This window comes from Arthrobacter sp. TRD_SC_6, from assembly GCF_055361185.1.
In genome coordinates this window covers 585,288-606,417 of record NZ_CM143953.1, presented here as the reverse complement: position 1 = coordinate 606,417, position 21,130 = coordinate 585,288, and the positions used below count along the sequence as shown (strand labels likewise).

24 protein-coding genes are annotated in these 21,130 nt (G+C 63.3%); 17 read left to right on the top strand and 7 right to left on the bottom strand.

Annotated elements, in window-relative coordinates; translation table 11 throughout:
• Positions 1-25: 25 nt before the first annotated feature.
• Genes ACWA1U_RS02940 through ACWA1U_RS02920 form a run of 5 tightly spaced genes read left to right on the top strand, consistent with a single transcriptional unit; the run spans position 26 to position 5,685 of the window.
• Positions 26-1,141: a carbohydrate ABC transporter permease gene (locus ACWA1U_RS02940; RefSeq protein WP_463723856.1), complete on the top strand. Its 1,116-nt coding sequence runs from the start codon at positions 26-28 to the stop codon at positions 1,139-1,141.
• A complete protein-coding gene (locus tag ACWA1U_RS02935) occupies positions 1,138-2,043 on the top strand; it encodes a carbohydrate ABC transporter permease (RefSeq protein ID WP_463723855.1) in 906 nt (301 codons plus the stop codon). Before ACWA1U_RS02940 ends, ACWA1U_RS02935 begins: the two co-directional genes overlap by 4 nt.
• Positions 2,043-3,521 (top strand): GH1 family beta-glucosidase, encoded by a 1,479-nt coding sequence (locus ACWA1U_RS02930; RefSeq protein WP_463723854.1) that lies wholly within the window; start codon positions 2,043-2,045, stop codon positions 3,519-3,521. Before ACWA1U_RS02935 ends, ACWA1U_RS02930 begins: the two co-directional genes overlap by 1 nt.
• A gap of 49 nt (positions 3,522-3,570) precedes the next feature.
• Positions 3,571-4,590 (top strand): LacI family DNA-binding transcriptional regulator, encoded by a 1,020-nt coding sequence (locus tag ACWA1U_RS02925; RefSeq protein WP_463723853.1) that lies wholly within the window; start codon positions 3,571-3,573, stop codon positions 4,588-4,590.
• A 24-nt stretch (positions 4,591-4,614) separates the two neighbouring features.
• Positions 4,615-5,685, top strand: a complete 1,071-nt coding sequence (locus ACWA1U_RS02920; RefSeq protein WP_463723852.1) for a Gfo/Idh/MocA family protein — start codon at positions 4,615-4,617, stop codon at positions 5,683-5,685.
• On the opposite strand, the gene ACWA1U_RS02915 is transcribed toward ACWA1U_RS02920, so the two are convergent.
• On the bottom strand, positions 5,682-6,236 hold the full coding sequence (locus tag ACWA1U_RS02915) for a GNAT family N-acetyltransferase (protein ID WP_463723851.1): 555 nt from the start codon (positions 6,234-6,236) through the stop codon (positions 5,682-5,684). The two genes, ACWA1U_RS02920 and ACWA1U_RS02915, sit on opposite strands and share 4 nt — an antisense overlap.
• A 23-nt stretch (positions 6,237-6,259) precedes the next feature.
• Complete coding sequence (locus tag ACWA1U_RS02910; protein WP_463723850.1) at positions 6,260-7,204, bottom strand: helix-turn-helix transcriptional regulator; 945 nt, start codon at positions 7,202-7,204, stop codon at positions 6,260-6,262.
• 101 nt (positions 7,205-7,305) lie between these two features.
• Here ACWA1U_RS02910 and ACWA1U_RS02905 point away from each other — a divergent pair, with 101 nt between their 5' ends.
• The 3 genes from ACWA1U_RS02905 (at position 7,306) to ACWA1U_RS02895 (ending at position 8,643) form a co-directional block, all read left to right on the top strand.
• Positions 7,306-7,725, top strand: a complete 420-nt coding sequence (locus ACWA1U_RS02905; protein ID WP_463723849.1) for a VOC family protein — start codon at positions 7,306-7,308, stop codon at positions 7,723-7,725.
• Positions 7,726-7,792: 67 nt separating this feature from the next.
• The gene (locus ACWA1U_RS02900) at positions 7,793-7,963 is read left to right on the top strand and encodes a hypothetical protein (RefSeq protein ID WP_463723848.1); all 171 of its coding nucleotides are present in this window, start codon (positions 7,793-7,795) and stop codon (positions 7,961-7,963) included.
• Between the two features lie 68 nt (positions 7,964-8,031).
• Positions 8,032-8,643 carry a hypothetical protein gene (locus ACWA1U_RS02895; RefSeq protein ID WP_463723847.1) on the top strand — a complete coding sequence of 204 codons (612 nt, stop codon included), beginning with the start codon at positions 8,032-8,034 and terminating at the stop codon, positions 8,641-8,643.
• An 8-nt stretch (positions 8,644-8,651) separates the two neighbouring features.
• Here the strand turns inward: ACWA1U_RS02895 and ACWA1U_RS02890 are convergent, their stop codons facing one another.
• Together ACWA1U_RS02890 and ACWA1U_RS02885 are read right to left on the bottom strand one after the other, a co-directional pair.
• Positions 8,652-9,212, bottom strand: coding sequence for a dihydrofolate reductase family protein (locus tag ACWA1U_RS02890; RefSeq protein ID WP_463723846.1), 561 nt, complete (start codon positions 9,210-9,212; stop codon positions 8,652-8,654).
• Positions 9,212-9,955 carry an alpha/beta hydrolase gene (locus ACWA1U_RS02885; protein ID WP_463723845.1) on the bottom strand — a complete coding sequence of 248 codons (744 nt, stop codon included), beginning with the start codon at positions 9,953-9,955 and terminating at the stop codon, positions 9,212-9,214. The genes ACWA1U_RS02890 and ACWA1U_RS02885 overlap by 1 nt, the downstream gene beginning before the upstream one ends.
• Positions 9,956-10,006: 51 nt before the next feature.
• Between ACWA1U_RS02885 and ACWA1U_RS02880 the strand changes: the two genes are divergently transcribed.
• The 8 genes from ACWA1U_RS02880 to ACWA1U_RS02845 all read left to right on the top strand — a co-directional run bounded on the left by ACWA1U_RS02880 (position 10,007) and on the right by ACWA1U_RS02845 (position 17,185).
• The gene (locus tag ACWA1U_RS02880) at positions 10,007-10,978 is read left to right on the top strand and encodes a glycoside hydrolase family 43 protein (protein WP_463723844.1); all 972 of its coding nucleotides are present in this window, start codon (positions 10,007-10,009) and stop codon (positions 10,976-10,978) included.
• A gap of 153 nt (positions 10,979-11,131) precedes the next feature.
• The gene (locus ACWA1U_RS02875) at positions 11,132-11,467 is read left to right on the top strand and encodes a heavy-metal-associated domain-containing protein (RefSeq protein WP_463723843.1); all 336 of its coding nucleotides are present in this window, start codon (positions 11,132-11,134) and stop codon (positions 11,465-11,467) included.
• Positions 11,468-11,515: 48 nt separating this feature from the next.
• A complete protein-coding gene (locus ACWA1U_RS02870) occupies positions 11,516-13,684 on the top strand; it encodes a heavy metal translocating P-type ATPase (protein ID WP_463723842.1) in 2,169 nt (722 codons plus the stop codon).
• 97 nt (positions 13,685-13,781) lie between these two features.
• The gene (locus ACWA1U_RS02865; RefSeq protein WP_463723841.1) at positions 13,782-14,261 is read left to right on the top strand and encodes a hypothetical protein; all 480 of its coding nucleotides are present in this window, start codon (positions 13,782-13,784) and stop codon (positions 14,259-14,261) included.
• 121 nt (positions 14,262-14,382) lie between these two features.
• Positions 14,383-15,045: a DUF305 domain-containing protein gene (locus ACWA1U_RS02860; RefSeq protein ID WP_463723840.1), complete on the top strand. Its 663-nt coding sequence runs from the start codon at positions 14,383-14,385 to the stop codon at positions 15,043-15,045.
• Between the two features lie 86 nt (positions 15,046-15,131).
• The gene (locus ACWA1U_RS02855) at positions 15,132-16,019 is read left to right on the top strand and encodes a F510_1955 family glycosylhydrolase (protein ID WP_463723839.1); all 888 of its coding nucleotides are present in this window, start codon (positions 15,132-15,134) and stop codon (positions 16,017-16,019) included.
• A 233-nt stretch (positions 16,020-16,252) separates the two neighbouring features.
• On the top strand, positions 16,253-16,693 hold the full coding sequence (locus ACWA1U_RS02850; protein WP_463723838.1) for a hypothetical protein: 441 nt from the start codon (positions 16,253-16,255) through the stop codon (positions 16,691-16,693).
• Between the two features lie 237 nt (positions 16,694-16,930).
• The gene (locus ACWA1U_RS02845; protein WP_463723837.1) at positions 16,931-17,185 is read left to right on the top strand and encodes a hypothetical protein; all 255 of its coding nucleotides are present in this window, start codon (positions 16,931-16,933) and stop codon (positions 17,183-17,185) included.
• Here ACWA1U_RS02845 and ACWA1U_RS02840 read toward each other — a convergent pair.
• Positions 17,182-17,883, bottom strand: a complete 702-nt coding sequence (locus ACWA1U_RS02840) for a LysE family translocator (RefSeq protein WP_463723836.1) — start codon at positions 17,881-17,883, stop codon at positions 17,182-17,184. The genes ACWA1U_RS02845 and ACWA1U_RS02840 overlap by 4 nt on opposite strands.
• Before the next feature lie 82 nt (positions 17,884-17,965).
• On the opposite strand from ACWA1U_RS02840, the gene ACWA1U_RS02835 reads away from it, so the two are divergent.
• The gene (locus ACWA1U_RS02835) at positions 17,966-18,859 is read left to right on the top strand and encodes a LysR family transcriptional regulator (RefSeq protein WP_463723835.1); all 894 of its coding nucleotides are present in this window, start codon (positions 17,966-17,968) and stop codon (positions 18,857-18,859) included.
• 21 nt (positions 18,860-18,880) lie between these two features.
• Here the strand turns inward: ACWA1U_RS02835 and ACWA1U_RS02830 are convergent, their stop codons facing one another.
• Entirely contained in the window at positions 18,881-19,537 is a 657-nt protein-coding gene (locus ACWA1U_RS02830; RefSeq protein WP_463723834.1) for an alpha/beta hydrolase family protein, read from the bottom strand.
• A gap of 31 nt (positions 19,538-19,568) precedes the next feature.
• Complete coding sequence (locus ACWA1U_RS02825) at positions 19,569-21,020, bottom strand: APC family permease (RefSeq protein ID WP_463723833.1); 1,452 nt, start codon at positions 21,018-21,020, stop codon at positions 19,569-19,571.
• Positions 21,021-21,130 lie beyond the last annotated feature (110 nt).

Genomic DNA, 21,130 nt, shown 5'->3' with positions numbered 1-21,130 from the left:
GGCCCCCCTGGAGTCTGGAACCGTTATGACCACGACACTGAATCGACCGGCAGTCGACAGCCCTGCTGCCACCAAGCCGGCACCGACTTTCCGCCAGCGCCTGAACGTCCTTGATGTGAAGGCGTCTCCGTACCTCTACATAGCACCGTTCTTTATCCTGTTCGGTCTCGTGGGGCTCTTCCCTCTCGGCTACACCTTCGTGGTCTCCCTCTTCGACTGGCACTTGCTGAAGGGCCAGGGCGAGTTTGTGGGCTTCAGGAACTTCGTCGAGGTACTGCAGGACCGGTTCTTCTGGAACTCGCTGTTCAACACCGTGAGCATTTTCCTGCTCTCGACCATTCCGCAGCTGGTTGTGGCAACTGCCATTGCGGCAGTCCTGGACCAGAACCTGCGCGCCAAGACGTTCTGGCGCATGAGCATCTTGCTCCCCTACATCGTCACTCCGGTAGCCGTTGCCATGATCTTCGCGAACATGTTCGGCGAGCAGTACGGGCTCATCAACAACATTCTGGCCAGCCTTGGCATCGACCGGATCATGTGGATGAATGAAACCCTGCCCAGCCACATCGCTATCGCCACGATGGTGAACTGGCGATGGACCGGATACAACGCCCTCATCCTGCTGGCGGCAATGCAGGCCGTGCCGCGGGACATCTACGAGTCCGCAGCCATTGACGGAGCAGGTCCGTTCCGCCGCTTCTTCAGCATCACCCTGCCGAGCATCCGGCCCACCATGATCTTTGTAGTGATCACCGCCACCATCGGCGGCCTGCAGATTTTCACCGAGCCGAAGCTCTACGACCCCCGGTCCGCCGGTGGAACCGCCCGCCAGTTCCAGACCACAGTCCTCTATCTGTGGGAAATGGCGTTCCAGCGTTCCAACTTCGGCAAGGCCGCAACGATCGCCTGGCTTCTATTCCTGATCATCGTTCTCTTCGGCCTCGTGAACTGGCTGATCTCGAAGCGCATCGCCACTACGGGCGACCGCCGCGGCTCCGGCGGGGCGGGACTATTCGGACGGAAGAAGAGCGGCGAACCGCCCGCCGTCGTCGCCCCCGCTGTCGGCTCCCAGCCGCCTGCGCCCGCGGCAGACACAGGGCAACCAGCAGCAGAAGGAACGACGACGAGGAGCGGGCAATGACCGTCATCGACCGTAAGCGCCGCACCCAGCAGAACGAGAGCGCCAGCCCCGGCAACCGAAGCCTGCGCCGGACGTTCCTCGGCAGCGGAACGCGCCCTGGCTTCCTGACGTACGGGCTGCTGTTTGCCTTCTTCATAGGCTCTGCGTACCCGCTGTGGTGGTCGGTCATCATCGGCAGCCGATCCAACGCGGCGCTGAGTGAGACCTGGCCGCCGCTGCTTCCGGGCGGCAACCTGTGGAAGAACGTCGGCGAGGTTTTCGACACCATTCCATTTTGGCTGGCGCTGGGCAACAGCGTCCTGATCTCGGGAATCATCACTATCTCGGTGGTCGTCTTTTCAACCCTTGCCGGCTATTCCTTCGCGAAGCTCCGCTTCCGGGGCCGCAATGGGCTGATGGTCGCGGTGATCGCCACCATGGCAATCCCCACCCAGCTCGGCATCATCCCGCTCTTCATGATGATGCGCACGCTCGGCTGGACAGGTGAGATCGGCGCCGTCGTCATCCCCACCCTGGTGACCGCCTTCGGTGTGTTCTTCATGCGCCAGTACCTTGTGGACGTCATCCCGGATGAGCTCATCGAGTCTGCCCGCGTGGACGGCGCGTCCATGATTTCCACGTTCTGGCACGTGGCGCTGCCCGCGGCACGGCCGGCGATGGCCATCCTCGGCCTGTTCACTTTCATGACGGCGTGGACCGATTTCCTCTGGCCGCTGCTGGTGCTCGACGCCGGCAACCCCACCCTGCAGACGGCGCTGAGCCAACTGCAGTCGGCCCGCTACGTCGATTATTCGGTGGTCCTGGCCGGGGCCATCATGGCAACACTTCCCCTGCTCGCACTGTTTGTGCTCGCAGGTAAACAACTCATCTCAGGAATCATGCAAGGAGCAGTGAAGGGTTAATGAAAGAGGCAAGCGCAAACGAGAACATCTCAGGCAGGGCGAACATCACCTGGCCGAAGGGGTTCCTGTGGGGATCGGCGACGGCCGCCGCGCAGGTTGAGGGGGCCGGGCACGAGGACGGCAAAGGTGACTCGGTGTGGGACGCATTCGCCCGGGTGCCAGGGGCTGTCGGCCGCGGTGACAACCTCGAGGTCGCTGCTGACCACTACCACCGCATGGAGGCTGACGTCCGCCTGATGAAGGAGTTGGGGCTCGGTTCCTACCGCTTCTCCACCAGCTGGGCGCGGGTGCGTCCTGACCACGGTCCGTTGAATGCCAAGGGCATCGGCTTCTACGACCGTCTGGTCGATGAACTGCTGGGCGCCGGCATCCTGCCGTGGCTGACCCTCTACCACTGGGATCTCCCGCAGGCGGTGGAGGAAACCGGTGGCTGGGCTTCCCGCGACACCGCCTACAAGTTCGTCGAGTACGCCACCGATGTCTATGACGCTCTCGGTGACCGGGTGCAGCACTGGACCACCTTCAACGAGCCGTTCTGCTCGTCCCTCCTCGGATACGGATCCGGTGCCCACGCGCCTGGCCGTCAGGAACCGCGCGCAGCTATTGCGGCCGTGCACCACCAGCACCTGGCGCATGGCCTGGCCGTCAACGAGTTGCGTGCCCGTGGTGCGCAGGAACTCGGCATCACCCTGAACCTCAGCAACTCCATCCCACGGGACGCCAACGATCCCGTGGACCTCGAAGCTGCCAGGCTCTTCGATTCCCTGCAGAACCGCATCTTCCTCGAACCGATCGTGCTGGGGCGTTACCCGGAGGACTCCCTGAAGGACCTTGAGCCGTTCGGCCTGAAGGACGTCATTCAGGACGGAGACCTCGAGATTATCGGCGCTCCGATCGACTTCCTCGGCGTAAACCACTACCACGACGACCTCATCAGCGGTCATCCGGACAACTCAGGCGACGACGGCCACTCCGGTGGCGCTGACCGCCCGGTTGCCTCACCGTGGATCGGTGCCGAGAACCTGGCCTTCCCGAGCCGCGGACTCCCGCGCACGGCCATGAACTGGGAGGTCAACCCGAGCGGCCTCCGGCACCTCCTGGTGCGCCTCGGCCAGGAGTACCCAACTCTGCCCCCGTTGTACGTGACGGAGAACGGGGCGGCGTACGACGACGCCGTCAGCCCGGATGGGAGCGTCCAGGACACTGACCGCGCCCACTTCATCCTCGACCACGTCTCCGCTGTGGCGCAGGCAATCGAGCAGGGCGCGGATGTTCGCGGCTACTTCGTGTGGTCGCTGATGGACAACTTCGAATGGTCATGGGGTTACGGGAAGCGCTTCGGGATTGTCCGGGTCGATTACGACACCCTGGAACGCACCATCAAGCACAGCGGGCTCGTGTACCAGCAGCTGATCGCGCACGCCCGTGCGCAGGAAGCGGAATCCCGTACGGCGGTCCTCGCTCCGGCCGGTGCCTGACCGGACCTAAACTGGAGCAACACGTTCCAGCTCATGCACGGAGAAGATTGTGAAGACAGACCCCAGCCAGGCGCGGCCAACGCCAACGCTCGAAATGGTGGCCGCCCTGGCTGGCGTCTCACGATCCACGGTGTCGAGGGTGGTCAATGACGCCCCGAACGTGGACCCGAATATCGTCGAGGCCGTGCAGAAGGCAATCTCCACCCTCAACTACATCCCGAACCGGGCAGCCCGCTCCCTCGCGAGCCGACGCACCAACTCGATCGCGGTAGTGGTTCCGGAATCGACGTCGAAGGTGTTCGCTGACCCGTTCTTCGCAACGCTCGTTGAAAGCATCGCGCAGGCGCTCGTGGAGACCCAGTACACGCTCACCATGATCGTCTCCTCCGAGTCGCGGCCCGAGAAAACCCGCAGCTATCTGCTGGGCGGCAACGTGGACGGCGCACTGGTGGTCTCGCACCACAGTGGTGATCATTCGTGGACGAGGCTCAGCGGTTCGTTACCCATGGTCTTTGCCGGCAGGCCGATCCAGGGGCCCATCGATAGCTATTACGTCGAGGTGGACAACCACCCGGCTGCCGCGAGGGCAACGCAGTTGCTGGTCGATTCCGGCCGGAAGCACATCGCCACGATCGCGGGCCCGCAGGACATGCACGCCGGCATCGAGCGCCTGAACGGTTGGCAGAGCGCGCTGAGGGAGGCACGGCTCGATGCCTCCCTCGTTGAGTTCGGCGACTTCACCGAAGCCTCAGGCGCGCACGCCATGCGCCGCCTGCTCGAGCGGGGCGAAAAAATCGACGGCCTCTTCACCGCCAACGACCAGATGGCCGCCGGCGCATACTCCGTCCTCGCGGAACACAACCTGAGCATCCCGCGGGACATCGCCGTCGTCGGCTTCGATGACGACGCATTTGCCACTTCGGTGACCCCCGCGCTCACCACAGTGCACCATCCCATCGACCAGATCGGGGTCCGGATGACCGAGGTGCTCCTCGCCCTCATTGAGGGCAGGCCGGCCGAGCCAGAGGTCCGGCTGTCCACCTCGCTGGTTGTCCGGGACTCGGTGTAGCCGCACTCAACCCCAAGGAATCCCATGCCCCAGCACATCTTCGCCGTCCCTCCCTGCGCCGAGCCGGGCGTTGATCCGCGCGCTGCGACCGGCAGGCCAATCCGCTGGGGCGTGGTGGCAACCGGCCAGATTGCCCGGAAGGTCACCACCGACATCGCACTGCTCGAGGATTCAGTGCTGCACGCCGTGAGCTCGCGCAGGGAAGAGAACGCCGCTGCGTTCGCCAGCGAGTTCGGCTTCGCTACGAGCTACCACGACGACGACGGCGCCCCCGGCTACCAGCGGCTGGTGCAGGATCCCGACGTCGACGTCGTTTATGTCGCCACCCCCCACACCCAGCACCGCGAAGTGGCCGCGGCTGCCCTGTCTGCGGGAAAGCATGTGCTGTGCGAGAAGCCGTTCACCGTGAACGCAGCTGAGGCCGAAGAGTTGGTGGACCTCGCGCGGGCCAACGGGGTGTTTCTCATGGAGGCGGTGTGGACGCGCTTCCTGCCGAGCGTGAACCGGGCGTGGGACATCATCGCGTCCGGCGAGATTGGGGACGTTGAGTGGGTGCAGGCGGACCTCGGTTTCGCGGCTTCCTACGACGCCGGGTCCCGGCTCTGGGACCCTGCCGCCGGTGGTGGCGCGCTGCTCGACCTGGCGGTCTATCCGCTCACGTGGGCGCTGGGTTCGCTGGGCCATCCCGCCGAAGTTGCGGCGACTGGAACACTGCACGACGGCGTCGACATCCGTAATGCGCTCACCCTCCGCTATGTAAATGGTGGCTTCGCACAGCTCGTCACGTCGATCTCCTCGGTGTGCCCAAGTACGGCGACGGTCACCGGGAGCGCGGGCTGGCTCAAGACTGGTGCGTCGCTGCCCAACCCATCGGAGCTGACCATCCAGGGCGCTGACGGTGAAGTCCGGACTGAAACTTTCGAGCAGTACGGCAGCAACTACGTCTATCAACTGCGCGAGGTTACCCGCTGCATCCAGGCGGGACTGCGGGAAAGCCCGACGATGCCGTGGGCCGACACGGTTTCCACGATGCGGTTGCTCGACGAGATCCGCGGGCAGCTCGGGCTTCAGTATGCGAGCGACCTTCACCGCTAGATCGGCAGCGGGTCGATCTCCGGTGCGGGGTCGGTGGCCAGGCGGGCGTGGGTTTCGACGTCGAACCGTTCCACGCCGTAACGCAGCTTGGCGCGTTCAATGCCTTCCGCTGGGAAGCCGGCCCGCGTCGCCACCCTGCACGACGCCGGGTTGTTCACGCGGTGCCCCAGCTCAAGCCTAAAGAGGCCCTCCGAGAACGCCCATTCACAGGCGGCTGACAGTCCGCGGGAGGCAAGGCCCAGACCGCGTGCATCGGCGCTGAGCCAGTAGGAAATCCAGGCCGTTGCGTGATTGAACTCCATGGATGTGACGCCGATGCTGCCCACTGCCTCGCCGTCGACGTCTACAGCGAAATGCCGCGCCGACGCGCTCTCGGTGGCGAGCTCAGCTTCGATGTAGCGGCGGCATTCGTACGATGTCGAAAGGTCGTGCTGGCCGAACTGCACCCGCAGGTCCTCGCTGGCTGAGACGGCGCGGTGGAGGGCGCCGTCGTCGTTGGCTGTCCACTGGCGGAGGGTCGCCAGCGGACCCTGCCGGGCAGCGTTCGTCATGCGTCCGAGCCTAGTAGGTGGCCCTAGCTCTGTGCATAACGCGCTACGAGCTCGGCCCCGAGCCGGGCGAGTTCAGCCTTAACTGCATCGGGTTCCAGGACCTCAACGGTGGCACCCCAGCCAGCAATGGTTTCAGCGATTGACAACGCCATGGGTGCAGCGATGCGTACGCGCACGCGACCGTCGTCGCAGGTTTCCAGCGGTTCGCAATGCCGGCCGAACTGGGCGCGCAGGACCGGCATTAGGCGTTCGGCAATGAGCACAGTCGCAGAGAATCGTGCGCGGTGCTGTTCGACTTCGTCAACGACTCGGTTCCATTCGGGCAACAGCTCGAAGCCGGTGGGCCGCTCGGCGGCGAGGTCAGTTTGGGTTGCTTCGATGATCCGGTCAACGCGGAAGGTCCGTTGCCCCTTGGCGGTGCCAGCGACGAGATACCAAACGTCATCCTTATCAACCAGACCCCACGGGTCAATGAGGCGCCGAGTCCGTTCCCCGCGGTTTTCGTACTCCAGTAGGACTTTCCGTCGGTGGATGACTGCGTCCTGAAGAGTGTGCACCATTGTTGGGCGCACACGGTCATGCTCGCCCCACCCGGCGGAATCGACCACGACGGCGTCGGCGGCCGCCTCCGCGTCAACGCGGAATGGATCAGGCAGAGCTTGCACGAGCTTACGCAGAGCCGACCGGACCGGTGGCTCGAGGGAAGCGGCCGGACCCGCGAGCAGGAATAGAGCCCTGGCCTCAGCTGATGTAAGGCCGGAAAGGTCAGTACGAGCGCCTCCGATGAGCGACCATCCGCCTCCGCCTCCGGTCTGTGGGTAGACAGGGACGCCGGCCGCCGAGAGTGCTTCGAGGTCACGTCGGGCGGTGGCTACCGAGACCTCGAACTCAGCGGCCACCTCTGCTGCCGTGACGCGGCGGCGAGATTGCATGAGTAGCAGTGTGGCCACTAACCGATCCGCGCGCATGCCTAGATCCTTCCAGAAAAGTGTTCATTAGATGAGCACTTTAGGGGCGCATGATGTTATTCACCGCGGCGGAACTACGCCCTTCACACCGGGGAGAACCCATGTTTCGAGGATTTGCAACCATCAGCTTCTACGCGGATGATCTGGCTGCGGCCAGCGGCTGGTACACCGAATTGCTGGGGATGGAACCGTACTATGCTTTTCCCGCACCTCCTGCGGCACCGGCCTACCTGGAGTTCAGGGTTGGCGACGATGAAGACGAACTCGGCCTTATCGACCGCCGCTACGCTCCCTCCGGTTCGGTGGCCGCCCCAGGCGGAGCGGTAATGTTTTGGCACGTCGATGACCTCCCCGGCACGATGGAAAAACTGCTCGCGATGGGCGCCACCGAATACGAGCCGATCACCGAGCGCGGGACTGGTTTCACGACGGCCTCGGTGGTCGACCCCTTCGGAAATGTCCTGGGCATCATGCACAATCCGCATTACCTGGAAATACTTGCTGCCCGCGCTAATCGGTAACCGTCATGGCCCGCCCGCGTCCTTTTGGCTACGCGTGGGTATCGTCAGCCGAGGGTAGCCTCTGAGGATGAGTAATGAACCCGGGCGCGTGCGGAAGATAACGGATCTTTTGGGCATCACCGTTCCGAAAGCGGAACAGCGGGCCCGTCCAGTCGGTTCCGGAAGCTGGTGGTTGCACATCGGTGTCGTGGCGGCGCTCAGTCTCGTGGTCGCGGTCATCCTCGTACAACTCCTCTGATTCACGAGCCCTTGTGGCAGCAGGTGCGGCGGGAGATGCTTGAAGCCGCTTCGCATGAAGGGGGAAACATGGATGTGACCGAGCGTTCCTCCGGTTGGGCGCGCGCTATCTGTCACGCCAGTCGGCTTGAGGATCACGGCATCTCAGGCGCCGTGAAACGCTTCTACGTCACCGTTTTCCTTCCTGTTTTGATTGGGTGCGTAGCCGCGGGGTGGATCGTTGGTCTGATCGTTTTCGGGGGGACCGATTGGCAATACATCGGTATCGGGGTGATGTTTTCTGGTGTAGCAGTCATGGTTAGTGGGTTCGTCTACTCCTCGAAGCGGGTGAGCCCGTGGGTCACGCCGGATGGGCCGCTCATCGGGTATTTGGTCGACGAGGACGAGGCGAAGCGTGCGAGCCGCCAGGCTCGTGGACTAATGCCTGCTGACGGAGAGGAACGCGTTGTTGCTCGGGGTATAGCGATTCAGATGCGCAAGGGCCTCGCAACACAAATGATGATCTCTCCGGGATTCTTGCTCATTTTCGCCCCTCAAGCGCTAGGGATTTGGGATCTTTGGGATCTTTTTTCCATTCTGCTCATCGCCGTGTTCGTTGCTGCGGCCTCGACGTTGGTGTGGGAGTTCCGCCGGACCACGGTCTTCCTGAAGTCGACCCAGCCCGAGCGTTCTGAAGCTTAGTTGGCCCGCTAACGCCCGACGTCGTACTGCAGCGCCACCGTCCCGTTGCCGAACCTGCGCGTGTCCTTCAACTTCAGGTCCAGCCGGATATCCGGCGGAAACAGACTTAAACCGCCGCCAATAATCACCGGCAACAGCAACAGGTACACCTCATCGATCAGCCCCGCGCGGAAAGCGTGAACGGCGAGAGTCGGCCCGCTGATCCCGAGGTCCGCCGAAGTCTCCTCCTTCAACCGCGCCACCGCGTTAGGGTCAAAGGCCCGCTCGAGGCGGGTCTTCGTCGTCGTAACCTGCTCAAGGGTTGTGGAGTACACAATCTTCTCCGCACCCTGCCAGATCTCCGCGTACTCCTGAGCGGCCGGTGTATCGGCAACGACATCCGGATCCGTCTCCCACACGGTCATCAACTCGTAGATCCGCCGGCCGTAGAGGTACGTGCCGATCGGGCGTTCCTGAGCGTTGATGTAGTCGAGGATCTCGTCGTCGGGAGTGGCCCATTGAAAGTCGCCGGAGGAGTCGGCAACGTAGCCGTCCAGGGACCCGATCATCGAGTAAATCAGCTTCGCCATCAGTCCACCCATCCTTGCCGCGCCAGCCAGCGCTCACACAGTCCAGTCCACTGGTCCGCGCCCGGATCCGCAAGAGCCAAACCCAGCCCGTGCTCACCGTGCGGGAAGACGTGCAACTCAGCCGGCACTCCCGCGCGAACGAGTGCGCGCACGTAGGCGAGGCTGTGGTCGAGGGGCACGACGCCGTCGCTGGCTGTGTGCCAGAGGAACGACGGCGGCGCTGCGGACGTCACGTTCAGTTCCGGCGAGAGCTCCCGGATCAGGCCCGACGACGGCGCGTGGCCGAGCAGGTTGTCGATGCTCCCCTGGTGCACGGCGTCAGTGAAGGAGATGACGGGGTAGCAGAGGATAGACAGGTTCGGCACGGCGCCGGGGACGTCGAGGGCAGCGTTACCGGTCGCCGCAGCGGTGGCCAGCGTCGCGGCAAGGTGCCCTCCGGCAGAGAAACCCAGCACCCCCACGCGGTCAGTATCAACGGCCAGTCCGTGGGAGCCCCCGCGAATCCACAGCATCGCTTCCTTGGCGTCGGTAAGGGGAGCAGGATGCCGTTCCGGTGCCACCCGGTAGCGCAGCACGAATGCGTGAATCCCGATCTTCGCCAGCCACTCCGCTACGGGCTCGGCCTCATGCGCGGACGTCTGGCCGTAACCGCCGCCCGGCAGCACGAGGACGGCGGGAAGCGGCGTGGTGGGGTCCGCCTGCGCGGGGACGACGGTCAGGTTCGCGGGTCCGGCTGGGCTCATGGTGTCCACCGTAGGTCATTTCCGCGCGGCAGTGATGGGATACTTTCGAGCATGTCATCGCCTGCCGCCTTCCTGTTCGCCTACTTTCGCGGCGAATCGACCGCCGACGGTGAGCAGGTCTATTTCGCACTCAGCAGCCCGCAAGCACCGCTCGATTTCTCCCCGCTGAATGGCGGGAAGCCGGTCTTGGTGTCCGAGCGCGGCGTACGCGATCCGTTCCTCGTCCGGAACGGGCTCGACGGCGGATTCCACCTCCTCGCGACCGACCTGCGCGTCTACCCCGCACACGACTGGTCCGCCGCCCTCCGGCACGGCAGCCGCGACATCATCGTCTGGGACTCCGCTGACCTGTGCCGCTGGAGCGGGCCGCGCAGCGTAACCGTCTCGCCGTCGTCGTCGGGTTGTACCTGGGCGCCCGAGGCGACCTTCGACCGCAACACGGGGGAGTACGTGGTGGTCTGGGCGTCTACACAGTACGACGACGGCGACCCCCGGCGCGAGCGGGAGAGTCACCTCCGTATTCTCTCCAGCCGGACACGCGACTTCCTTGCTTTCACTCCTGCCGAGACCTATCACGACCCCGGGTACTCAGTCATCGACACGACGTTCCTGGAGCAGGACGGCACGGTCCACCGGTTCACGAAGGATGAGCGGGAGCGGTCAGCGGCAGCGCCGCACGGAAAGCACGTCTTCCAGGAGCGCAGCGAGGCAGGTGTTTTCGGTGAGTTCAGCCTGGTGGCTGAGGGCGTCGGATCCTCAGCTCTTGCCCAGGGCGAAGGGCCGATTGTCACCGCAGACCCGTCTGGACGTTCGTGGATCCTGCTGATCGATGAGTTTTCCAACCGCGGATACACGGCTTTCCGGACTGATGATCTGGCGTCCGGTCTCTGGGAGCCCGCGGAGGAAGCGCGACTGCCCGAAGGCGCACGGCACGGATCCCTGCTCGGGATCACCATGGAGGAGCGGAATGCGTTGGTGAATGCTTTCGGATTGGGCCTTGACATATACCCCCTGGGGGTATAAATTCATGGTTACCGGAGCGGGAAGTCCGAGCCCATCTGATTGGGCCGCTTACTCCTTGAAGGTCACTCGACGCGGCTGCGACGGTATCTGACCAACCGGTTCACTGCAGGCGCTGATTCTCAAATAACCACTTCCTCGTTTTTGGAGATCATCATGTGCGGCACTTCTACTTCCACTTCAGATCTGACCTTGACCGACAAGTCCTCCACCGGATGCGCATGTTGCGCTTCACAGGAAGCAGAGGCGCAAATCACCGAACCGGCTGACGAGAGCATCTCCGCTGACTTCGCTGTGACCGGTTTAACCTGTGGTTCCTGCGCCTCCCGGGTCACGTCAGCTATCAGCGCTCTTGATGAGGTTTCGAACGTCACTGTCGACCTCGTTCCGGGCGGGGCCTCCACGGTCACCGTCCACAGCGGTCAGCCCGTCCCTGCCGAAGCGGTACGCTCCGCGGTCGAGCAGGCTGGCTACCGGCTAACCAACGCCTGACTTTCCAGGTCCGGGGCCAAGCCCCTGCGAGACCGAAGGAGAATCATCATGAAACACCAAACACACCACAGCACGGACACCGCGGATTCCAATACCCACGGACAGGCTATGCCTGTGTCGGAACCGGCATCCGCGCTGACCGCCAGCCACGACGACGGCCATCTTCACCACACGGATGCCGAGCATGAGGTTCATTCGCACGGTCAGCATGCCGGGCACTCCACGGCGATGTTCAAGAACCGCTTTTGGGTCAGCCTGATCCTGACCGTCCCGGTCGTCCTGTTCAGCCACATGTTCGCCGAGATCGTCGGATACACGCCGCCGGAGTTCCCCGGTGCCATGTGGATCTCACCGATTCTTGGCACCATCATCTTCTTCTACGGCGGTGCGCCGTTCCTCAAGGGCGGCGTCACCGAGCTGAAATCCCGTCAGCCTGGCATGATGCTACTGATTGCCATGGCCATCAGTGTTGCGTTCATCGCCTCCTGGATCACCACCCTGGGCATCGGCAACTTCAACCTCGACTTCTGGTGGGAGCTTACTCTCCTGGTCCTCATCATGCTGCTGGGCCACTGGATGGAGATGCGCGCGCTTGGCTCAGCAGCAGGAGCGCTGGACGCGTTGGCGGCCCTGCTGCCGGACGAAGCGGACAAGGTCACTGATGCCGGCATCGAAACAGTTCCGGTTGCCTCCCTGGCCACTGGGGACATCGTGCTGGTCCGTTCCGGTGCCCGGGTCCCGGCAGATGGTGACATCGTTGACGGGGCAGCAGAGTTCGATGAGTCCATGATCACCGGTGAGTCCCGGACCGTCTCCCGCACCATCGGAGAGACAGTCGTGGCCGGCACGGTTGCCACTGACAACGCCGTGAGGGTGGAGATCACCGCGACCGGCTCGGACACTACCCTCGCGGGAATTCAGCGCCTGGTCGCGGAAGCACAAGCATCCTCGTCAAGGGCCCAAGCCCTGGCAGACCGCGCGGCTGCGCTGTTGTTTTACTTCGCGTTAGGTTCAGGCATCCTGACGTTCATTGCCTGGCTGATGCTGGGCAGCCCGGATGACGCGGTGATCCGCACCGTCACAGTTCTCGTGATTGCCTGCCCCCACGCACTCGGCTTGGCCATCCCCTTGGTCATTGCCATCTCAACGGAACGCGCCGCTAAAGCCGGAGTGCTGATCAAGAACCGGATGGCCCTAGAGCGTATGCGCACTATCGACGTCGTCCTGTTCGACAAGACGGGCACCCTCACCGAAGGACGCCACGCTGTCACCGCCACCACCACAACCGGCGGTGTCAGCGAAGCAGAGATGCTCGCCCTTGCAGCGGCTGTCGAATCAGACAGCGAGCACCCGGTCGCCCGGGCAATCGTGCAAGCGGCCGCGGATCACCCTGAGGCTGCACGCCTCGGTTACCGCGGCAGCGGCTTCTCCTCAATGACCGGACGCGGAGTGAGGGCAACGGTCAACAGCTCGGACGTGGCCGTGGGCGGACCTAACATGCTCGAGGAACTCGGCCTGGAAACTCCGGCGGCCATGACCGGCACCGTCCAGGAATGGGTGGCCCGAGGCGCTTCCGTACTGCATATCGTCCAGGACGGCGGGATCATCGGTGCGGTCCGGCTCGAGGACCGTGTCCGGGACGAGTCCCGGGCCGCAGTCAAAGCCCTCCAGGACCGTGGGGTGAAGGTTGCGATGATCACCGGAGATGCGCGCCAGGTCGCGGAGGCAGTCGGGGCCGAGCTGGGCATCGATGAAGTCTTCGCCGACGTGTTGCCCCAAGACAAGGACTCCAAGGTCGCCGAACTGCAGTCACGCGGGCTGAAAGTGGCGATGGTCAGCGACGGTGTGAACGACGCCCCCGCCCTGGCACGCGCCGAGGTGGGCATCGCGATCGGAGCAGGAACCGACGTCGCAATGGAATCCGCCGGCGTCGTCCTGGCAGGAAATGACCCCCGCTCGGTGCTCGCGATGATCGACCTGTCCAGGGCGAGCTACCGCAAGATGATCCAAAACCTGGTCTGGGCGACCGGTTACAACGTCCTGGCCGTACCGCTGGCCGCCGGTGTCCTGGCATTTGCCGGGTTCGTGCTCTCACCGGCCGTGGGTGCAGTGCTGATGAGCGTTTCCACGATCGTGGTCGCGTTGAATGCGCAGCTGTTGCGCCGGATCGACCTCAGCCCGGAACGCATCATCGCACCGGCACGTAGTAGTAACTAACACCATGACCTGCATCCTCCCCTACGTTGGGGGAGGATGCGGGTCCTTCACTAGGCTTAGGACCAAGCATCGGACAGGAAAGGACAGGAAAGTGGCAGTGAGCAAAGCAGGACGCATCAGGGCAGCCCTGGCTTTCCCGCGTGCCGCCCTGAGGTTCCTCGGCCTAAGTGCTGTCATCGTCGGGATCCTTGCCATGCACGTGTGGATGGGTGGACACGGATCCGCTGCACACGGGCCTACCATCCCCACCGATCCCGTCGCAACACTCTCGGGTTCACTGGTTTTCGAGGCGAGCTCACACACCGGATCAGCCGAGCAAACGCATACCGCCTCATCCGCGAACACAACCAACGCTACCGAAGTAGGGCACGGCTGTGCTGGTTCATGTGGGGATGAAGTTGCTGCCATGGGACTGTGCGTTCTGGCGTTCATCGTCATCACCCTCCTCGCCTTCCTCCTTACCGCTGGACGACTCGTGCCCGGCACCGTACTCCTGCGCGGTCCTCCGCAGATACTCCTGCGACCGTTAACCTTTCCTGCTCCTTCACTGATCCGGCTCTGCATCAGCCGGACATGATCCACTGCGCAAGCCGTCACCGTTCGCCGTTAAGTGGCTGACGTGTGTGGCGGTCACGGGCTGCCCATCCCAGGCAGCACAGCACAGTCCACATCAGGTAAACCCGAAGGATCAGATCACCATGAAGCGTTACCTTTCCCTCTCAGCCTTAAGCGTTGCCACTGTCATCACCCTCGCCGGATGCGGCAGCGATGCCCTCGAGACCGTACCCCCAGCCGGGGAACCATCAGCATCAGCCTCAGCTCCCGAAACAACCACCTCACCCGAGTCCGGCACCGAAGAAGTGTCGGCAGAGCACAACGAAGCGGACGTCATGTTCGCCCAAATGATGATTCCTCACCACCAGCAGGCAGTGGAGATGAGCGACATCATGCTCGCCAAGGAAGACATCAGCCCGGAAATCACCGCGCTGGCCACCAAGATCAAGGAAGCCCAAGCCCCCGAGATCGAAACGATGACCAGCTGGCTCGACGCCTGGAGCGAACCCGTGGAAGCTGAAGGCGGAATGGAAGGCCACGACATGGGCTCCATGGGCGGCGGTATAAAGGGTATGGACGGCATGATGAGCGAAGACCAGATGGCCGAGCTCGAAGCTGCTGAAGGTGAAGAAGCAGCCCGGATGTTCCTCGAGTCCATGACCGCGCACCACAACGGCGCCGTCGACATGGCTCAAGAGGAAATCGACAACGGCGAAAACCCCGACGCGATCACCCTCGCCGAAACCATCATCGAAACTCAGCAGGCCGAGATCCAGGAAATGGAAGAGCTGCTCGCCGAACTCTAACCGGCCCGAGCTCACACCAAGGGAGGGCCAGTGAGACTGGCCCTCCCACCCTTCCTGATTCTCCCGACCCTTTAAGGACCACCATCATGCCCCGGGCCAGCCTCCATCATTCACACCAGCGCACTGTCATGACTGCCACCATTCTCACAACGGCAGTCCTCGCCCTTGCGGGCTGCTCGCCTGACGCCACGCGAAACGCGGAAACAGCCGGACAACCCGCCGCTTCCGAGGGCTACCCGACAGGCCACATTCACGGTATGACTGTGGACTCCTCCAACCGGGTGCTACTGGCGACCCACGACGGTCTCTTCAACGTCTCAAAAGTGCCCGCCATCCAGGTCGGCCCCACCATCGACCTCATGGGTTTCACCGCGACGGCTGACGGAGAGTTCTACGCCTCCGGCCACCCCGGCCCAGGATCAGAACTGCCCGACCCGGTTGGCCTCATCCGATCCACAAACGGCGGACAAACCTGGCAGCCGCTGTCCCGCCAAGAAGAATCCGACTTCCATGCATTAGCGGCCACAGACGCCGGCATCATCGGCTTCGACGGTAAGCTCCGCACAAGCTCCGACGGGATGTCGTGGGATCAAGCACAACAGCAATTTGCCGCCTACCAGCTCTCCGCCACACCAAGCGACGGTATCGTCCTGGCAACCACCGAAGAAGGCCTCCAACGCTCCACCGACCACGGCGCAACCTGGGCAGCCGTACCCGATGCCCCCTTGTTGATGCTCACCGCCCTTTCCGAAGATCAAGCAGCCGGAATCACACCCGAAGGCCAGATCTATACCAGTGAAGACGCCGGCCTGACCTGGACCGAACGAGGAATGTTCCCAGGCCAAGCCGCTGCTATCGCAGCCGACACACTCGATGACTCGACTCTAAGAATTTGGGTGGCGACCTCGGACAGTGCCCAAGTTTCCAACGACAACGGTCAGACCTTCACCGACATACGGTCACACCACCAATAAGTAGAGCGCCTAGAACGTTGTGACATGTCTCTGACGATTTACGGAAACGTGACTGAGGAGTACCGTCTGTGTGAGCGAGCGTCGAACGCGTTCCAGGAAACGGGCTTTTAATGAACACAACGCGAAGCAAAAGGGTAGCGCTGGTCATAAGTGCCAGCGCGTTCGTTGCTGCCATCACAGGGTGCAGTCCTACCAATGCCAGTGCTGACAGTAACGGTGATAATCGCGGCAGCATGAGCGCTTCCCGTGTCGAACTGTATGACTCTGTCGCCACCCTGGCGGAGGACAGCTCAATTGTCCTCGTGGGGTCTGTCTCCACTCAGCAGGTGGCAACGGACATTGACTCCACCACACCTTTCACCCTGTCAACCGTCACCGTCACGGACGTCGCTAAGTCGGACGGGCCACTCACCGAAGGATCAAGGGTGGTCGTGAGGCAAATCGGATCCAACTCCCAGCCTGCAGCGACGACGCTCATGGAAACAGGGCAAACCTACCTTCTCTATCTCACACCCTCCGGGCTCACCGGTGAGCTCGCCTCCCAGTTCTACATCACCGGCAGCAACGCGGGCCTCTACCAAGCTACAAACGACGTCGACACTTTTGCTCAGGTGCAGCAAGAAGCAGGCGACACACTCCCCAGCGAAATAGCGCTCCATCAAGCCAACGGGTAACGACATCCAGAGAAACGACAGGCCCGCATAGGCCGGTGCGCGCCAGGTTGTGCCAGAACGGGTTGAGCGGGGCCAATTGCCGAGCCTATCTACCCGGTCCGCCCTAGCAAGCAGGCGGGACCGGAAGGTAAGCTTACTTATAATTATTTGCCCACCTGGGGCTATTCCGGTTCCCTGGTGTGTTTTCAAGAGCACGGGCATTATTCGTTTCCCGGTCGTACGCCTAAGTAGGCAATCATGACTGAGCAGACCCAACAGCACAGCACCTGGATAGCTGCATGCGCGGCGAATTTGAGCGCCAATGACATCTGGCTCCACTACTACAGCGTCGGCGGCAACCTTCAGCCGTACGAACTGGACGCCTACCTGCACGGGATATACCCGCTGCCAGTGCGGGAGCGAAACACGATTGCCCTTGCCCTCAACGAACTGATCGACGAACTGCCTGCACGGCCAAGGGCCGAGCTTGTGTTCAATCCTCCAGGGGACTAGCCGAGCCAGGACAGGATTACCGGCATAGCGACCATCAGGCCCAGCCCACCGAAGATGACGCCGGAAGCAAGTTCTATCCAACGCGTGACGCTCGGCCGTTTCAGCCAGCGGCTTGCGGTATGCGCAGCGAGCGCGACGACGACGAGGTACACACCCAGCGTGACCGCCACCGTTCCACCCATGACGACGACGACGAACAGGGCTCCCGCCCCCGGCGGCGTGAACTGGGGGAGTAGTGCGAGGAAGAAGAGGCCCGTCTTCGGGTTCGTGAGGCAGCAGAACAGCCCGGCTGTGAAGGCTGAGCGTATTGTTCGGGGAGCGATCGCGCGCACCTTGACCGCCGTCGTCGTTCCTGTTACTCCTCCACTCGACGCGATCTCGCCAGTTGCTGCGGGTTCGACTGCAGGGGCAGGTCGGAGGTAGGTCCGCACCGCGCGGTACCCAAGGTAGAGCAGGTAAGCGCCGCCGAGCAGGCGAAGCGCCTGGAACGCCATTGGCGATTCTGCGAGGAACGTTGCCACGCCGACGGCGACGAGCGCGGCCCAGCCAAAGACGCCGACCGTGGTTCCGAGTGCAGACATGAGTCCGGCGCGGCGATCCCGAAGCGCGTTGGTGAGCGTGACCATGGTGTCCGGGCCGGGGGTAATGGCGAGGACGATGGCGACGCCCAGGAGGGCGAGGTAGCTCGAGGTGTTCATAGAATCACTCTGGCATCGGACGACTGCCTTGCACTAGCAAAGATTTCCATCGAATCGTTCGGTACTGACATACAGTGAGTGCATGCTTGACCCCCACCGCCTGACCGTCTTGCGCGCTGTGGTTGCGGCCGGGTCGGTTCACGCCGCTGCCAGAAGTCTGCACCTTTCACCCGCTACGATCAGCCTGCACCTTCAATCACTGGCCCGGCAGACCGGGCTTGTCTTGTTTGAGAAGGCGGGCCGTGGCATCGAAGCCACGCCGGCAGCCCGTCATCTAGCCGAGGCCAGCGAGGACGCGCTTGTCAGCCTCGAACGCCTCGAGCGCACCGTGAAGGATCTCCGCGACGGACGTTCTGAGCGGATAGCTATCGCCTGCTTCGCCTCCGTGGCGCAGGCGTGGATGCCTCACGTTGTGCGATCACTGCATGCGGCATACCCCGGCGTCGTTGTCGATATGAGCAGCAATGAGATGAATCCCGGCGGCGGCCGGCAGAGACCGGACGTCGACGTCCGGAATGAAGCGGTTGAGGGAATGGGTCTTCAGCTTGAGGGCTACCGGCGTCGCGTGCTCGCCGAAGAGGAGTTCTACGTGGTGCTGCCCGCCGGGCATGATTTGGCGGCCGGACCCGCGGTTTCTCTCGGTGAGCTCGGTGATCAACCGTGGATCGATCACGACATGCATGACGGCCCGACCGGCCAGATCATTGCACGGGCATGCCAGAGTGCGGGGTTTATGCCGCGCTACGTTGCCCGGCTCGACGACCATCACGCGGCGATCAGCCTGGCAGCGGCAGGGTTGGGAATAACAGTGCTGCCGCGGATGGCGATAGCGGGGCTGACCGAGTCGCTGGTGATACGACCCCTCGCTGACCCGCCTGTCTATCGACGCATTGTTGCCCACGCGCGGATGCATCCTGCGCGGGATCAGCTCATCAGGGCGGCTCTCGGTGCGCTGCGGGAGGCTGCAGCGCGATAGCGGGCAGTTTCTCCCACGAGGTCAGTGCGTCGCGACGAACTCAGCCACCGCCGGCGCCAGTGAGGCGCCGATCTCAAGCTGATGCCGCTTGTGGCCCTTGATCGCGAAGGAGTGGTCGGCGTCGGCTACCGCCTGAAGGGTGGCACCCGGCAGGCGCCCGACGACGGCGTCAAGCAGGTCCGGTTTCGCGAAGGCGTCGTTGCTTCCCTGCAGGAAGAGCATCGGAACCGTGATGCCGTAAAGGTGTTCGTCGCGGATCTTTTCGGGCTTGCCCGGCGGATGCAGCGGGTAACCGAGGAACACCAGGCCCGCCGCGGGCATGCCTTCCGCAACGGCCATCGACGCCATCCGGCCGCCAAAGGACTTGCCGGCCGCCCACACCGGTTCTCCATCCGAGCGCCTTGAGGCTTCGTCCAGAACCCGTCTCCACGCCGCGATCACTTTCGGAGGCTTGTCCGGAAAGCGTCTGCCGGCCTCCATGTACGGGAAGTTGAAGCGCAGCGTTGCGTAGCCCAGTGCGTTCAACGCATCGCTGAAGCCGAAGAGGAACGGATGGTCCATCCCGGCGCCAGCGCCGTGCGCGATGGCGAGTGTCGCCGTCGTCGTCTCTGGCCTGACGTAAGTGCCGGAGAAGCTGGCGCCGTCAGCCTCCATCGTGAGTTGCTCGGTGAAAGCCATCCCACCATGATGCCGTATCACCTCGGAAGGATCAGCGGGTGCGGCCTGACGCTTTCTCCGACAACCGGCGCATGAGTGTCTCTTCAGCATGCGGCCCGGGCTCGATCCCGCGCGGAATGCGCAGCAGAAACACCGTGCCAAGGATCCACCAGAGTGCGAAGAGGACGTATGGGATGGTGCCGATGTCAGCTGGCATTCCCGGAATGTAGAGGGAGAGCAGGGCGACGCAGAGGATGATCGAAAGGATGCCGAGCGCCATGCCGGAGTTTCCGCGCCCCACCTTGAACGGCCGTTCCATCCCCGGTTCCCGCCGGCGCAGGATCACGAAGACGATGCTCACCAGAAGGTACGCGATGACGATGCTCGGTGAGCCAGAGGCAACCAGCCAATCCAACATGCCGGGGCCGAAGAACGGCGCGAGCACGGACATACCGCCGATGAACAGCAGCGCGTTGACCGGTGTGCCGAACCGCGGGTGCAGTTTCCCGAACCAGGCGGGCAGCATGCCGGTCTTGCCCATTGCGTAGGCCAGCCGGGAGGCTCCGATCAACAGCGAATTCCACGATGTGAGGATGCCCGCGATGCCTCCCGCGATGAGGATCTTCGCCATGACGTCGCTGTTGAAGAGCAGCCCCATGGCGTCGGCGGTGGCGATGTCAGTCTGGAGCAAGCTGGCGGCCGGCATGGAGGAGGAAACGGTCAGGATGGTCATGACGTACCAGGCGGTGGCGATCAGAACGGAGATGATGATCAGCTTGCCGATCCGCCGCGGGTGCATGTTGAGTTCCTCCGCGGTCTGCGGAATCACATCGAATCCCACGTACAGGAACGGCACGACGACGAGAACCGTCAGCAGGCCCCCCGCGTTGGTGAAGAACGGCTCCATGTTGGCCACCGACCCGGCAGTGAAGGATCCAAACATCAGCATCAGGCCAACGATGAGCAGGAAGATGACCACAAACGTCTGCGTCACCCCGGCCTGCTTGATGCCGAGGATGTTGATGCCGGTGATGACGACGGCGGCAGCGACGCCCACCAGCGCCCAAATGAGGTTGACCTCGGATCCGGCGATAGTCCACAGCGGAATTTGGCTCAGGCCCGGGAAGATGTACTCGACGGTGCGCGGCAGGGCAACGGCCTCAAACGCAACGATGGTCACGTAGCCGCCGGTGATTCCCCACGAGCCGATGAACGACCAGCGCGCTCCCATGCCGCGCAGCAGGTAGTGGTGTTCCCCGCCGGCGCGGGGCATCGCTGAGGTAAGTTCCGCGTAGGTCAGGCCGATCACCGCCATGATGAGCCCCCCGATGAGCATCGCTGCGACAGCGCCCATGGTGCCGGCGTCGTTAATCCACCCACCGGTGAGGACAACCCAGCCGAACCCGATCATCGCGCCGAAACCGAGTGCGTAAGCGTCGATTACGCCAAGTGTCTTCTTCAGCGAGCCGTTGGCCGCTGGTGGGTGCTTGCTGTCGGTGTGCATTTGCGTCCGTCCTAGATGCCGTGTCTGAGGAGTTGCCTACCGAAGAACGTAACCCGGATCACAGGGACAGGACAACCACATGCATCCCAATGACCCTTATAGGTTTCGCT

Bases quoted from the DNA above. Each gene is read 5' to 3' on its own strand.
- ACWA1U_RS02940 (WP_463723856.1), top strand. From the start codon at position 26: ATGACCACGACACTGAATCGACCGGCAGTCGACAGCCCTGCTGCCACC.
- ACWA1U_RS02935 (WP_463723855.1), top strand. From the start codon at position 1,138: ATGACCGTCATCGACCGTAAGCGCCGCACCCAGCAGAACGAGAGCGCC.
- ACWA1U_RS02930 (WP_463723854.1), top strand. From the start codon at position 2,043: ATGAAAGAGGCAAGCGCAAACGAGAACATCTCAGGCAGGGCGAACATC.
- ACWA1U_RS02920 (WP_463723852.1), top strand. From the start codon at position 4,615: ATGCCCCAGCACATCTTCGCCGTCCCTCCCTGCGCCGAGCCGGGCGTT.
- ACWA1U_RS02915 (WP_463723851.1), bottom strand. From the start codon at position 6,236: ATGACGAACGCTGCCCGGCAGGGTCCGCTGGCGACCCTCCGCCAGTGG.
- ACWA1U_RS02910 (WP_463723850.1), bottom strand. From the start codon at position 7,204: ATGCGCGCGGATCGGTTAGTGGCCACACTGCTACTCATGCAATCTCGC.
- ACWA1U_RS02905 (WP_463723849.1), top strand. From the start codon at position 7,306: ATGTTTCGAGGATTTGCAACCATCAGCTTCTACGCGGATGATCTGGCT.
- ACWA1U_RS02900 (WP_463723848.1), top strand. From the start codon at position 7,793: ATGAGTAATGAACCCGGGCGCGTGCGGAAGATAACGGATCTTTTGGGC.
- ACWA1U_RS02895 (WP_463723847.1), top strand. From the start codon at position 8,032: ATGGATGTGACCGAGCGTTCCTCCGGTTGGGCGCGCGCTATCTGTCAC.
- ACWA1U_RS02890 (WP_463723846.1), bottom strand. From the start codon at position 9,212: ATGGCGAAGCTGATTTACTCGATGATCGGGTCCCTGGACGGCTACGTT.
- ACWA1U_RS02885 (WP_463723845.1), bottom strand. From the start codon at position 9,955: ATGAGCCCAGCCGGACCCGCGAACCTGACCGTCGTCCCCGCGCAGGCG.
- ACWA1U_RS02880 (WP_463723844.1), top strand. From the start codon at position 10,007: ATGTCATCGCCTGCCGCCTTCCTGTTCGCCTACTTTCGCGGCGAATCG.
- ACWA1U_RS02875 (WP_463723843.1), top strand. From the start codon at position 11,132: ATGTGCGGCACTTCTACTTCCACTTCAGATCTGACCTTGACCGACAAG.
- ACWA1U_RS02870 (WP_463723842.1), top strand. From the start codon at position 11,516: ATGAAACACCAAACACACCACAGCACGGACACCGCGGATTCCAATACC.
- ACWA1U_RS02860 (WP_463723840.1), top strand. From the start codon at position 14,383: ATGAAGCGTTACCTTTCCCTCTCAGCCTTAAGCGTTGCCACTGTCATC.
- ACWA1U_RS02855 (WP_463723839.1), top strand. From the start codon at position 15,132: ATGCCCCGGGCCAGCCTCCATCATTCACACCAGCGCACTGTCATGACT.
- ACWA1U_RS02850 (WP_463723838.1), top strand. From the start codon at position 16,253: ATGAGCGCTTCCCGTGTCGAACTGTATGACTCTGTCGCCACCCTGGCG.
- ACWA1U_RS02845 (WP_463723837.1), top strand. From the start codon at position 16,931: ATGACTGAGCAGACCCAACAGCACAGCACCTGGATAGCTGCATGCGCG.
- ACWA1U_RS02840 (WP_463723836.1), bottom strand. From the start codon at position 17,883: ATGAACACCTCGAGCTACCTCGCCCTCCTGGGCGTCGCCATCGTCCTC.
- ACWA1U_RS02835 (WP_463723835.1), top strand. From the start codon at position 17,966: ATGCTTGACCCCCACCGCCTGACCGTCTTGCGCGCTGTGGTTGCGGCC.
- ACWA1U_RS02830 (WP_463723834.1), bottom strand. From the start codon at position 19,537: ATGGCTTTCACCGAGCAACTCACGATGGAGGCTGACGGCGCCAGCTTC.
- ACWA1U_RS02825 (WP_463723833.1), bottom strand. From the start codon at position 21,020: ATGCACACCGACAGCAAGCACCCACCAGCGGCCAACGGCTCGCTGAAG.